Genomic DNA, 12107 nt, shown 5'->3' with positions numbered 1-12107 from the left:
ATTAATAGTTAAAGGGCATACATCAATTATTACGGAATTAAGAGGGTAAGGTTATGAAAGTTACCAGGTAATTACTCATTAATTTCCTCTTGTGAATTAAAATTACCGAAACACCTATAATCCTGTTTTTCGAGGGCAGCTTCGCAGACCTTTAAGTTACTTAAAACGTATTTCATACTGTGTTTGGCCAAAGCATCCGTTTGAAGTAATTGTACAATTTTTTTCAACCCTTTGGCTTTATAAAGACCACATAAAGGTTCTTGCTGGCCATCTTTGCTGAAAATATAAGCCTCAAAATTGTCATCCGGCTCAAACAGATTTATAAGTTTTTCTATTAGCCTGATTTCCATCAGTAGCATATCGCAGGCCAATAAAAACAAATCTTCTTCCGGGTTTGAAAGGTGAGCAGAAAGTACCCCCAATAAAGGACCTCTTACGCCAAGCAAAGTATCGTCAATGATTAACTGCCCTTTTCCAAGATAAGCAGCATAAACTTCCTGTTGAGATGGATTGACCGAGAATTTTACTGGAAGATTTAGTGACGCGAGTTTGTCAGCCGCTACTTGTACCCAAAGCTTATTTTGATGTTTGAGCAAGCCTTTATCGCTACCCATGCGCAAACTCTGTCCACCACATAAAACGATTCCTAACATATTTAAGATCTAATACTAAAAAACTTATTGTCCATCGCAACTACTATTTTCTTCATAATTTATAACGGGTGCTGGATAAAAATAGCAAATGATTATAAATTTTATCTAATTACACACAGATTCAGTATTTCTTCACCATTGTTGAAAATTTTATAAGAATAAAACTCATTGAATTAGAACACATAGCATTTTTTATGTGTTGGCTTGGCCTAAAGAAGTTTAAAGATATCTCATCAAATCATAATTTTGTGTTATGGCAAATACTAACGTTAGAAAATCAATCCAAAATAAGATCGAATCAATAAGTAAGGAAATTGAAACCTTGCAAGGAGAACTCAAAAGATGGGAAAAAATAGCGACCGATTATGAAACAAATTCGGAAAGTATTGATTTGATTTTATCGATACAATTACCTGAAAAATCTGAACCAAAAGCGAAAAAAGTAAAGTTGTAAAGAATTTTTAAAAAGAAATGTCGTCAATTGTGAGGAAGAACGACGAAGCCTACCTGCTGCAGGTAGGCTTCGTTTGGTGAAAAAGCTTTTTCGTAATGATTTTATACAATAAAATTATCCCTTCAGGATTGATAATTCTTTATTTACCTTAAATTTCTGGCGGGGTATGCCAATCGACAAAGGTTTTCCTGCTTATCATTTTTAAATAAGGGTAATTTCCGTTTAATTGTTTACGCTGCTTTAATTCGTACAGAAAATGACCACCTAAATCAATAATAATTTTAGCTGTGGCCGAATACCATACGCTATGTGGTTGTTTCCAGCAAAAAGAATATAGGTTTGAGGTAAATTTAATCCCCTTAAGTTCGGGATGATAAAAATTGAGTATTTTCGGATTGGGTATTCCCTGTATAATCTCCGTTTTCCTGACCATCGAAAGGTGATCTGAATGGCAGAATTCATATTCATCTAATTTCGGATCATCCACATCCGGTAAATGTTTCAATATCTTAAAGCCCTTAAATTTTTTCCCGTTTAATACCCATATCAAATTTGGATAAAAAGCCTCCCTGCTATTGAGTTCTGCAAGTGTAATTGGCGAATTTTGAAACTCGATGGTGTAACCTGAGGGCGTAAAAATGTCTGCCCGGTGAATATCGGTATTGGCTAAATCATAAAAAGCAACTTCTCTAAATGATTGAGGGAAAGCCAATTTCCAATCGCGGTGCCATGCGGTTTCTTTTCGGTAATATTCTTTTCGACGTGAAATACCTGGAACAATTTCAACACCAGGAATATCTTTTCTCATTTCGCTATTATCCATTCTCTGGCCACACCATAAAAAACAATTAGTTGGGAACACAAATTTAAACTAAAATTTTCAGTACTAAAATTCAAACTTGGGGTATTTATAACCAGGGCTAAAATTTATTTAGATTGAACACGAGACACATACTTAATAATGCTTTATTTTATTTAGCCCAATTCATCACATAATGATAACTTTGCAGCATGACTATCCAAGAAATACAGCAGCTGGAAGATTATTTTACCCAAGCCGGAAAGCAACAGGTTCCAATTTATCTAAATCAGGCTACTGTGATTACCGATTATGCTCACTTTTTAGAGAGTCATTTTACGCCATTAAAGCTTAATCCTGATGCAAAAGTGAATCTTCCGCTTATTCATCGTTTAAAGCTCTTAAAGCTCCTGATTGAATCTAATGGTTAAGAATGTTTGTAAAAACCGTTGATCTACAATAACGTAGTAAGATGTAGAGGTATATGAACCGTAGCTAAATATTTTTTTCAGCAGAAATAGAGCAACTGATGGCAATTCGCGGCGATCAGTTACTAAAAACCTTCCCCCTTTTATTGTATTGATTTATAAACACAATGCACTAAACTTACACCGTTTAGTATCCAATTTATTCGCAAAGAACCATCAGATTCAGGTTTTTTAGTCGAGAAATAAAAACTTAACCTGCTTTAGTTTTTAAAGTAAATATTTCCAACTATATTGAGCATAATTGGTTATTTCTCTACATTGATCCTTATTTATGACTAAAAATATATTTATTGCTTCGGCCGAACCTTACACTGGAAAATCAGTAATTGCATTCGGGATGATCAATATGCTATTGGCAAAAACCCAAAAAGTGGGTTATTTTAAACCCATTATTGCGCAAGACGACCAGGATAAAAAAGATGAGCATGTGGAAGCCATGCTGGATTATTTTTCGCTGCCTGTTAACTATGAGGATGCTTTCGCCTTTACCCGGCAAGAAATACTGCATCAATCTGATGATAGTGGCGCGATTATCAATACCATTATCAGCAAGTACAAAAAACTCGAAGACAACTATGATTTTACCGTAATTGAGGGAAGTGATTTTTTAGGTGAAGGTATGGCATTTGAGTTCGAATCGAATGCACTCATGGCCAAAAACCTGGGGGCTCCTGTTTTAATCGTAGTGTCAGGAAAAAATAAAACAGCAAGTCAGCTTTTTAAATCAGCCATCAATATCTACCGAAACTTCCTGTTGCGTGATGTACAGGTGTTGGGTGTAGTAGCCAATATGGTAAATCCGGAGGAAGCCGAACGGATTAAGCAAGCTTTGACCAATCAATTGCCAGCTGAATTACTTATTGCTGTGATTCCGACTGAAACAGGCCTTCAAAGCCCGACAATGAAAGAAATTACATTGGCACTTGGTGGCGAAGTGCTATTTGGTACTGAACTGATGGATAACCAGGTTGATAATTTTGTAACCGGCGCCATGATGCTGCCTAATTTTTTAAGGCACATAAAAGATAACGTGCTGATTGTTACCCCAGGCGATCGTGGAGACATTATTATTGGTGCACTCCAGGCCAATTTATCAGCCAGTTACCCGAAAATTGCAGGCATTGTTTTAACTGCAGGGAGCTTACCTGATGAACCGATTATTAAACTGATTGAAGGTTTGCAGACCATTATCCCGATTATTGCCGTACAAAAAGGAACTTTCGAAACCACTACAACCATTGGAGGTATCCATTCGAAAATTACAATTGAAAACAAAAAGAAAATTGCCCTGGCCATAGAACTTTTTGAAAAGTACGTAGATATAAAAGCACTTGATGATAAAATTATAACCTTTAGTTACCAGGGTATTACACCGCATATGTTCCAATACCAGCTGGTTAAATGGGCCAAACGTGATAAAAAACACATTGTATTACCTGAAGGAAATGATGAACGCATCCTGAAAGCAGTTGAAAAACTTATTGCACAGGATATTGTAGACATTACCCTTTTGGGAGACCCAGTTGAAATTACCGGCAGTGTAAAAAGACTTGGGCTAAGTTTAGATCTTAATGCTATAAGAATACATGATCCTAAACAATCAACACAATATAACGATTATGTAGAAACCCTGTATGAGCTGCGTAAAGCTAAAAACGTGAATATGGAAATGGCGAGGGATATGATGACAGATGTTTCCTATTTCGGAACAATGATGGTTTACAAAGGCGATGCCGACGGAATGGTTTCTGGTGCAGTACATACTACTCAACATACCATCAGGCCGGCCCTGCAGTTTGTAAAAACCAAGCCTGGGGTATCGGTAGTTTCTTCTATCTTTTTTATGTGCCTGCCCGAGCGTGTAGCCATATTCGGCGATTGTGCGGTTAACCCCAATCCTACTGCCCAGCAATTGGCAGAAATTGCAATTTCTTCTGCTGAAAGCAGTGCCAAATTTGGTATTGAGCCGCGTATAGCCATGTTGTCTTATTCTTCCGGCACATCAGGCGAAGGTGAAGATGTAGAACGTGTAAGGGAAGCAACTGCCATAGTTAAAGCCAGGCATCCGGAATTAAAAATTGAAGGACCGATACAGTATGATGCTGCAGTAGATCCATTAGTAGGTAAACAGAAATTACCGGGATCGGAGGTGGCTGGCAGGGCAAGCGTACTGATCTTCCCCGATTTAAACACAGGAAACAACACATACAAAGCCGTGCAACGCGAAACCGGTGCTTTGGCCATAGGCCCGATGTTACAAGGCTTAAACAAACCAATAAACGATTTGAGCAGGGGTTGTACAGTAGATGATATTTTTAACACCGTTGTCATTACAGCAATCCAATGTCAAGACATTTAAATATGAACATTTTAGTAATCAATTCGGGAAGCAGCTCTTTAAAATACCAGCTTTTTAAAATGCCCGAAAAAAATCCCATTTGCAGCGGATTGGCAGAGCGGATTGGCATTGAAGGCTCTTTTATAAAACATACCGTTTATATCCATAACGAAAAATACAGCATAGAAGAAACCGGTTTTATATCCAATCATGGTGAAGCACTAAAACAGGTATTAGCATTATTAACCCAGGGAGAATACGCTGTAATTGCAAGTCCGGATGATATTGCAGCGGTTGGTCACCGCGTAGTACATGGTGGCGAGCGTTTCTCTGGTCCTACAATTATTACTGACGAGGTAAAGCATCAGATCAAAAGGCTATTTTCTCTTGCCCCATTGCATAATCCTGTTAATTATAAGTGTATCGAAGTGGCTGAGCAAACTTTCGTAACAGCTAAACAAATTGCAGTATTTGATACAGCTTTTCATCAAACCATACCAGAACAGGCTTATCGTTATGCCATTCCTGAGTGGTACTATAAAGAATACAGCATCCGGGTATATGGGTTTCACGGAACCAGCCATAAATATGTAAGCGAACAGGCCATTAACTGGCTTGATAAAAAAGACAGCAAAATAATCAGCATTCACTTAGGTAACGGCTGCAGTATAACGGCAATTAAAAATGGCAGATCGATAGATACCAGTATGGGTTTTGGCCCTTTAAGCGGGTTAATGATGGGTACGCGTTCAGGAGATATCGATCCGTCGGTTATTTTTCATTTAATGGAGCATTCCGGATATACCTTAGAACAGCTGAGTACCCTGGTTAACAAACAGTCAGGACTTTTGGGTGTGGGTGGCTCTAGCGATATGCGCGACATCAGAAAAATGGTAAACGAAGGCGATACAGCTGCAGCTTTGGCTATTAAACTATATGCTTACAGGATCAGGAAATTTATTGGTGCCTATGCGGCTGTTTTGAACGGTATTGACGCCATTATATTTACTGCAGGTGTTGGCGAAAACGACAGCAACATGCGTGAAGCTGTATGTTCAGAACTCAGTTACCTGGGTATTGAATTGGATCCAACTCGTAATACCGATTATAAAGGCGAACTAAAAGAGATTAACACGACAGATTCAAAGGTTAAGATATTGGTTATTCCGACTAATGAAGAATATGAAATAGCGCATCAATGTTTTGGGCTCTTAACTTGACATCTGAATTATTTTTTTAGTGCAGAATTCCTTTAAATTTGAATATGAACCTATCTTTCCCGATCCTCAAAGAATATACCTACCTCAATACTGCCAATTCAGGCATTTTATCGACTAATCTGGCTGAGTGGCGAGCGCAACATGACCAAGCATTTATTGCAGACGGAAGCATTTTCAGAATGGAAAACCTGCCCCTCATTACCGATCTCAAGAACAATATAACGACACTTTTTGGCTCAAAACCAGAAAACACCTATCTCGTTCAGAATTTTTCAGTGGGCTATAATATTTTATTGAACGGACTGGATAAAAGTCATCGTTTTTTGCTTTTAGAAGAAGAATATCCATCGGTAAGTTACCCGGTAATCAGCATGGGTTTCGATTATTACAGCATCAAAATTGATGAAAAACTGGAGGAGAAAATCATTCATGCCATTGAGAAATTTAAACCGACCATACTGGCATTTAGCATGGTGCAGTATATTAGTGGTTTCAGGATGGACGATGATTTTATCCAGCAACTAAAAACAACCTACCCTAGCCTGTTATTGGTTGGAGATGGTACCCAGTTTTTGGGTACTACTGCCTTTAATTTTGAAAAATCAGGTTTAGATGCATTGATTGGCAGTGGATACAAATGGCTTCTAGCAGGATATGGAAACGGATACGCCTTTCTTTCCGATCAGATGAAAGATGTTATATATGCAAAAAACAAATTGGCTGACCTACCTACAGCACCTTTTTTAAAAGGAAAAGATCATTTATCGATGTGTTTCGAACCTGGACATCTGGATACTTTAAATTTCGGCACATTAAATGAAAGTTTAAATTACCTTGATTCGGTCGGCTTTGATCAGATTGAAAAAACTACGCAAAAGCTAAGTAATCAGGCAAGATTGGAGTTAAACTCAAGAGGGTTAGTACCTGACTGGACGCTTGACAGAAAGTATCAATCAACGATTGTGAGTATGCCCTTGAACCAAAATACAGTAGATAAACTTTCCGCCGCCAAAATACTTTGTTCACCACGGGGAACTGGCACAAGGATTTCTTTTCATTATTATAATACAGAAGAAGACTTAAATTATTTATTACAGGTTTTGGATAAGCACAGGTAATCTATTTTCAGGGTGATACAAGCATAAAACGATTGATTTAAGCCAACAATTAAAAAAGTTACAAACTATATCTAAAAAGAGACGTTAAATAGTTTTAGACAATTAATTGATAAACATAAATCAGCCCAATCTAGTATGTACACCCAAGCCACAGAAAACACAAACCTAACCGTTTATATCCAGGACGATATTTCTATTGAAGATAAAAGAGAAATTTTATTGAATGGTTTATTGGATGACCTCAATAACGAAACCGAATCTTTTAATTAGAAGGCCGATTGTTAGCTCCAATTTTTTAATGCGGGGTATAAATGTAAACCCGTTTCGCACCATACCGTTGCACTGAACCTGGCATTGGTGAGCTCATCATAGGGATGCTTAAACAAGTTAAGCATGATGGTTACAATGATTTAAAAAAGAAAAGGGCAAACAACTTAATGCTTACCCTTTTCAAATCTAAATTAACGCTCTCGCGACAAAAGTATAAATTCTTTTCAAACCTGCATGTAACAAATTTAGTTACGTTCAGTGCATGATCTTCTGTGCACGCGCAAGGTTATCCGTAGTTTGCAAAATCTTATTTTTCAGTTTTTGATTGTATCCTGGATGGGATTTTAAAAAATCCTGTACCACTGCATTGGCTTCTTTGCTGTTATAATTCGAGAAGATAGCGGCCAGCCACGATTGTGGGAAAAATATATCCCCTGTTTTCTGTATTTCTGCCAGCAGGTCTAAACTCTCTTTCAGGTAACGAACAGATGTTTTTTGCCTGATGGGGTGATGCAGATAAGATAAAGCTGTGGTTACCCATGCTTCTTTTTGGCGGTTTTTCCGCTCCTTCAAACCATCAAAGAAATGATCTCTTTCCTTAACGTCTAAAGATAATGCAGGCATTAAATAAATCAACCGGTTTTTACGGTCTTCATTTTTGGTTCGTGCCAACTGCTCTTTTAAGATGGTATTGACCGTATCTGTTTTAAGTGCCAGTGTTAAAGCCAGCGCACTGTAATCATCTTCCAACAATTTAATTCCATCAGGTGCAATTTGCTTAAGCCAGATATCATACATGCGCTTTCCGGCTCCGGCACTCAGATATACATTTTGATAGGTATTAAACAAAATTTTCTTGTTATTTTGTGTTTGCTGTTGTTCCATTGCACTCCATATCGTTTTCTCAACGCTTTCATGCATGGTATGGCGTTCTTCAGTAGTAAGAAAAGTCCAGTAAATATTTGCCAGATAACCTACAATGAGCCTGAGGTTCATTTCGTTTTTCTCAACTGCCAGCCCCTTTAAAAATACGGTTAAAAGCTCTTCAGTTTTATTGCTTTTGCCCGATAGCATATTTTCGTAGGTATTGATATAGGCAGCAGCCCGTTCTAATGGTTCAGTAATATGATAAAGATTTGCCATCACTTCCTTATCAACAGGGAAAAGACCATAACCTGCCCCATTTGCATTAAATAAAATATACTGCGGTTTTGGAAGTCCTTTTGCTTCCATTAAATCTGTTTTAGCAGTGCTGGTATTTACAACCAAAAGCTTGCTATATGTTGGGTAAACCAACTTAACGGTAAAAGACTGTGGCCATACACGGGCCTCTCCCATCTCACTGTTTTGGCTAATGCTTAAACTGCTTATTTTATCTTTGTCATAATCAATATTATAACTAAAAACCGGCCTTCCAGGTTCATTTACCCAAACCTTATTCCAGCTTAGGAGATCACTTTTGGTATATTTACTTAAAATGGCAATCAGGTCGTTCCAGGTGGCGTTGCCATAGCTGTACTTTTTCAAATATTCCCTTATTCCCTGTTGAAAATTTTGCTTGCCCATTAATAATTCCAATTGACGCATCATAATTGGGGCTTTATGGTAAATTATATTTCCATACATCGATCCCGCTTCCTGTAAATTATCCAATTGCTGTCGAATAGGGTTAGCCCCTAAGGTTCTATCCACCCCATACGCTGCCGGATAGTGGTCTTGTAAAAATTTAAGATCGAAGGTGTTTTTACCCATTAATTTTTCGGTTACCTTATCGGCCATAAAATTGGCAAAAACCTCTTTCATCCAAACATCGTTAAACCATTTCATGGTAACCAGATCGCCAAACCACATGTGTGCCGTTTCGTGTGAAATCAGATTCGAACGCGAAATAAACTGGTCTTTAGTAGCCCCCTGATCTAAAAACAACGACGATGCTTTGTATTGTACCTCACCAGGATGTTCCATGCCACCAAACTGAAAATCAGGAATGCTCACAAAGCCTATTTTCTGAAAAGGGTATTTTATCGCTGTCCAATCTTCCAAAAAATCGATAGCATCGCGGTGTGCAAGAAAAACAGAATCTACGCTGAACTTTATTTTAGCAGAATCGGTTTCACGGTGAAGAAACTCCATCTTATTGTTTTTCATTTCCCGGTTTATCAGGGTGTATTTCCCAGCCGTAAAAGAGAACAAATAGGTGGGTAATTTATCCGAATTATTAAAATGATAGGTAATGGAAGTACCTTGTACCAATGAATCTTTTTTAACAGCATTAGCCATTACTTTCCAATCAGTTGGAACGGTTAATGAAAGTAAAAAGTTAGCTTTTAAATCTGGTTGGTCAAAACATGGGAATACTGTTCTGGCATGATCAGGAACAAAAAGTGCATATAAAAAATCCTTATTTCTGTTTAGTGATTCGTTACCTGCTATAAATTCAATTTCGACATGGTTATATCCTTTCTTTAAATACTCTGGCCTCACTAAAATATGTTCTGCCCTAAAATCAATTGGTATAGCTTTTCCATTAACCGATACCTGTTTTATGTGATCTGCATTTTGTTTAAAGTCTATCTGTAATTCAATTACGTTATTCACCTTAAAATCAATACTTTCAGAAGCTAAAATTGCTGCTGTTTGCACTTCAGGTACAGTAAAATGAAGCCGGTATTGAATATTACTTATGGCTGCGCTTCTGGAGTTTGCCAGGGTAAGAGAAACTCCAGGTTCAATGGTTACGGGATTTGTACCCTGCTGCGCAAAACAGGTTGCACTCAATAGTTGCAAAAAGCAAAAGTATTTGGTAATCGTATTCATTTTATAAAAATTTATTCCCCGTTTATCATTTGTATAATCGTACCATAACTCATCCAAACCATCGTTAATACGACAGCTAAGCCCGTTAAGGTTAACCAAAACGGTTGTTTATAACTTGCGATAATTTTGGTTTTATAGGCAGCAATAAGCATAATACCTAGTGCAATAGGCAAAATAAAACCATTTATGGCGCCTACGGCAAGTAGTATTTTAACAGGTTTACCGATAAGAATAAAAATAATACAGGAAATAGATATAAAAGCAATGATAATCTCTCTGTTAAACTTTAATATGAGCGGATGAAAGCTTTTGATAAAAGAGATGGAAGTATATGCCGATCCCACAACCGAAGAAATCCCTGCAGCCCATATCACTACCCCGAAAATCTTATAACCTATTTCGCCGCTGGCCAGTTTAAAAACCGAAGCCGCCGGATTAGCTGGATCTAAAGTAAAACCTTTACTTACTACTCCTAAAGCGGCAATAAATAACAACAAACGCATAATAGATGCAAGTCCGATGGCACTTAATGCCCCTTTATTTACAGCGGGTAAATTCTGTATTCCGGTTTGCCTGGCATCCAATAAGCGATGGGCGCCCGAAAACGTAATATAACCACCAACTGTGCCTCCAACTATGGTTAATACTGCCGTAAAACTGAACTGTGTAGGGTTTACAGCCCTTAGTGCCGCTTCTGCCAATGGCGGCGAGCTGGTGTAGGCGATAACCAAGGCAAGAATAATTTTAATGAGCCCCATGGTTTTGGCAAAAACATCCATCGCTTTGCCAGCCTCTTTGTAAATAAAGATTCCGATGGCCATAATGGCACTTATTACTGCGCCCTGCCCTACACTGATGCCAAATAATACATTTAAGCCCAGGCCAGCGCCGGCAATATTTCCAATATTGAAGGCCAGCCCACCTAAAAAAACCAGGAAAGAAATAAAGTAACCCAGGCCCGGAAATACCTTATTGGCAATGTCTTGTGCAGGTTGATCTGCAACTTCAATAATCCGCCAGATATTTAACTGTGCAATGGCATCCAATATGATGGATAACAATATCACAAACGCAAAGCTTGCCCCCAACTGTTGAGTAAAAACTGCTGTTTGTGTTAAAAATCCCGGACCAATGGCCGATGAAGCCATTAAAAATGCAGCTCCTAAAAGTACACTCCAGTTATATTTTGCTTTCATATTGCCGGGGCTTTAATTACAATACCTTCTTTTTGCAGCCTTTCGGTTATTAATCTGGCAAAAGCAACGGCGTGCTCGCCGTCGCCATGCAAACAAACCGTTTCGGCCTTAACCCGAATGTGGTTCCCATTTACGGTTCTTACTTCCTGCTTTAAGGCAAATCTCAGTACCTGGTCAATAGCCTCTTCTTCTCTGGCAATCAAGGCGTTGTCTGCAGATCGTGGGGTGAGTAAACCATCATCCTGGTAGCTGCGATCGGCAAAAACTTCTGATGCGGTTGCAAGCCCTTTTTTTTCAGCTTCATCTATCATCTTGCTTCCTGCTAAGGCGTATAAAATTAAACCAGGGTCGAAATCAGAAACGGCCTGTACAATAGCTTTAGCCAAAGCCGAATCCTTTGCGGCCATATTGTATAATGCGCCGTGGGCTTTAACGTGATGCAACTTACTGCCGGCAGCTTTTACAAAACCGCTTAATGCGCCAATCTGGTATAAAGTAAGCTGATAAGCTTCGTTTGGGGTAATTTTCATTTCTCTACGACCAAAACCTTGTAAATCTGGCAAACCCGGGTGCGCACCAATGGCTACTCCTTTTTTTAAAGCTAAAGCCACAGTTTGCTGCATGACAGCAGGATCGCCGGCATGAAAGCCACAGGCAATATTAGCTGATGAAATATAGTCCATCAGTTTTTCATCATTGGGCATGGTATAATTCCCAAATGCTTCTCCCATATCACAATTAAGATCGATCATTT

11 protein-coding genes are annotated in these 12107 nt (G+C 38.4%); 6 read left to right on the top strand and 5 right to left on the bottom strand.

What is annotated here, in order from left to right:
• Positions 1 to 71: 71 nt before the first annotated feature.
• Entirely contained in the window at positions 72 to 653 is a 582-nt protein-coding gene (locus ACFSR6_RS04195; RefSeq protein WP_379075364.1) for a molybdenum cofactor guanylyltransferase, read from the bottom strand.
• A gap of 253 nt (positions 654 to 906) precedes the next feature.
• On the opposite strand from ACFSR6_RS04195, the gene ACFSR6_RS04190 reads away from it, so the two are divergent.
• Entirely contained in the window at positions 907 to 1107 is a 201-nt protein-coding gene (locus tag ACFSR6_RS04190; RefSeq protein WP_379075362.1) for a hypothetical protein, read from the top strand.
• A 148-nt stretch (positions 1108 to 1255) separates the two neighbouring features.
• Here ACFSR6_RS04190 and ACFSR6_RS04185 read toward each other — a convergent pair whose 3' ends face one another.
• Positions 1256 to 1930 (bottom strand): competence protein CoiA family protein, encoded by a 675-nt coding sequence (locus ACFSR6_RS04185; protein WP_379075359.1) that lies wholly within the window; start codon positions 1928 to 1930, stop codon positions 1256 to 1258.
• Positions 1931 to 2118: 188 nt separating this feature from the next.
• On the opposite strand from ACFSR6_RS04185, the gene ACFSR6_RS04180 reads away from it, so the two are divergent.
• The 5 genes from ACFSR6_RS04180 (at position 2119) to ACFSR6_RS04160 (ending at position 7340) form a co-directional block, all read left to right on the top strand.
• Positions 2119 to 2337, top strand: coding sequence for a DUF6965 family protein (locus ACFSR6_RS04180; protein WP_379075357.1), 219 nt, complete (start codon positions 2119 to 2121; stop codon positions 2335 to 2337).
• Between the two features lie 328 nt (positions 2338 to 2665).
• Positions 2666 to 4753: a phosphate acetyltransferase gene (gene pta / locus ACFSR6_RS04175; RefSeq protein WP_379075355.1), complete on the top strand. Its 2088-nt coding sequence runs from the start codon at positions 2666 to 2668 to the stop codon at positions 4751 to 4753.
• 2 nt (positions 4754 to 4755) lie between these two features.
• Entirely contained in the window at positions 4756 to 5952 is a 1197-nt protein-coding gene (locus ACFSR6_RS04170; RefSeq protein ID WP_379075352.1) for an acetate/propionate family kinase, read from the top strand.
• Between the two features lie 44 nt (positions 5953 to 5996).
• Positions 5997 to 7070 (top strand): aminotransferase class V-fold PLP-dependent enzyme, encoded by a 1074-nt coding sequence (locus ACFSR6_RS04165; RefSeq protein WP_379075349.1) that lies wholly within the window; start codon positions 5997 to 5999, stop codon positions 7068 to 7070.
• Positions 7071 to 7205: 135 nt separating this feature from the next.
• Positions 7206 to 7340, top strand: coding sequence for a hypothetical protein (locus ACFSR6_RS04160; RefSeq protein WP_255524619.1), 135 nt, complete (start codon positions 7206 to 7208; stop codon positions 7338 to 7340).
• Between the two features lie 255 nt (positions 7341 to 7595).
• Here the strand turns inward: ACFSR6_RS04160 and ACFSR6_RS04155 are convergent, their stop codons facing one another.
• Genes ACFSR6_RS04155 through ACFSR6_RS04145 form a run of 3 tightly spaced genes read right to left on the bottom strand, consistent with a single transcriptional unit; the run spans position 7596 to position 12105 of the window.
• Positions 7596 to 10157 (bottom strand): M1 family aminopeptidase, encoded by a 2562-nt coding sequence (locus ACFSR6_RS04155; protein ID WP_379075346.1) that lies wholly within the window; start codon positions 10155 to 10157, stop codon positions 7596 to 7598.
• A gap of 11 nt (positions 10158 to 10168) precedes the next feature.
• A complete protein-coding gene (locus ACFSR6_RS04150; RefSeq protein WP_379075344.1) occupies positions 10169 to 11353 on the bottom strand; it encodes an NRAMP family divalent metal transporter in 1185 nt (394 codons plus the stop codon).
• Positions 11350 to 12105: a 5-oxoprolinase subunit PxpA gene (locus ACFSR6_RS04145; RefSeq protein WP_379075341.1), complete on the bottom strand. Its 756-nt coding sequence runs from the start codon at positions 12103 to 12105 to the stop codon at positions 11350 to 11352. Before ACFSR6_RS04145 ends, ACFSR6_RS04150 begins: the two co-directional genes overlap by 4 nt.
• Positions 12106 to 12107: the final 2 nt, after the last annotated feature.

This window comes from Pedobacter vanadiisoli, from assembly GCF_042684385.1.
GTDB lineage: Bacteria > Bacteroidota > Bacteroidia > Sphingobacteriales > Sphingobacteriaceae > Pedobacter > Pedobacter vanadiisoli.
Note: the sequence above shows the minus strand (reverse complement) of the source record. Positions and strands in the feature narration are given on the sequence as shown.

Bases quoted from the DNA above. Each gene is read 5' to 3' on its own strand.
- ACFSR6_RS04195 (WP_379075364.1), bottom strand. From the start codon at position 653: ATGTTAGGAATCGTTTTATGTGGTGGACAGAGTTTGCGCATGGGTAGC.
- ACFSR6_RS04190 (WP_379075362.1), top strand. From the start codon at position 907: ATGGCAAATACTAACGTTAGAAAATCAATCCAAAATAAGATCGAATCA.
- pta (WP_379075355.1), top strand. From the start codon at position 2,666: ATGACTAAAAATATATTTATTGCTTCGGCCGAACCTTACACTGGAAAA.
- ACFSR6_RS04145 (WP_379075341.1), bottom strand. From the start codon at position 12,105: ATGATCGATCTTAATTGTGATATGGGAGAAGCATTTGGGAATTATACC.
- ACFSR6_RS04165 (WP_379075349.1), top strand. From the start codon at position 5,997: ATGAACCTATCTTTCCCGATCCTCAAAGAATATACCTACCTCAATACT.
- ACFSR6_RS04150 (WP_379075344.1), bottom strand. From the start codon at position 11,353: ATGAAAGCAAAATATAACTGGAGTGTACTTTTAGGAGCTGCATTTTTA.
- ACFSR6_RS04170 (WP_379075352.1), top strand. From the start codon at position 4,756: ATGAACATTTTAGTAATCAATTCGGGAAGCAGCTCTTTAAAATACCAG.
- ACFSR6_RS04160 (WP_255524619.1), top strand. From the start codon at position 7,206: ATGTACACCCAAGCCACAGAAAACACAAACCTAACCGTTTATATCCAG.
- ACFSR6_RS04185 (WP_379075359.1), bottom strand. From the start codon at position 1,930: ATGGATAATAGCGAAATGAGAAAAGATATTCCTGGTGTTGAAATTGTT.
- ACFSR6_RS04155 (WP_379075346.1), bottom strand. From the start codon at position 10,157: ATGAATACGATTACCAAATACTTTTGCTTTTTGCAACTATTGAGTGCA.
- ACFSR6_RS04180 (WP_379075357.1), top strand. From the start codon at position 2,119: ATGACTATCCAAGAAATACAGCAGCTGGAAGATTATTTTACCCAAGCC.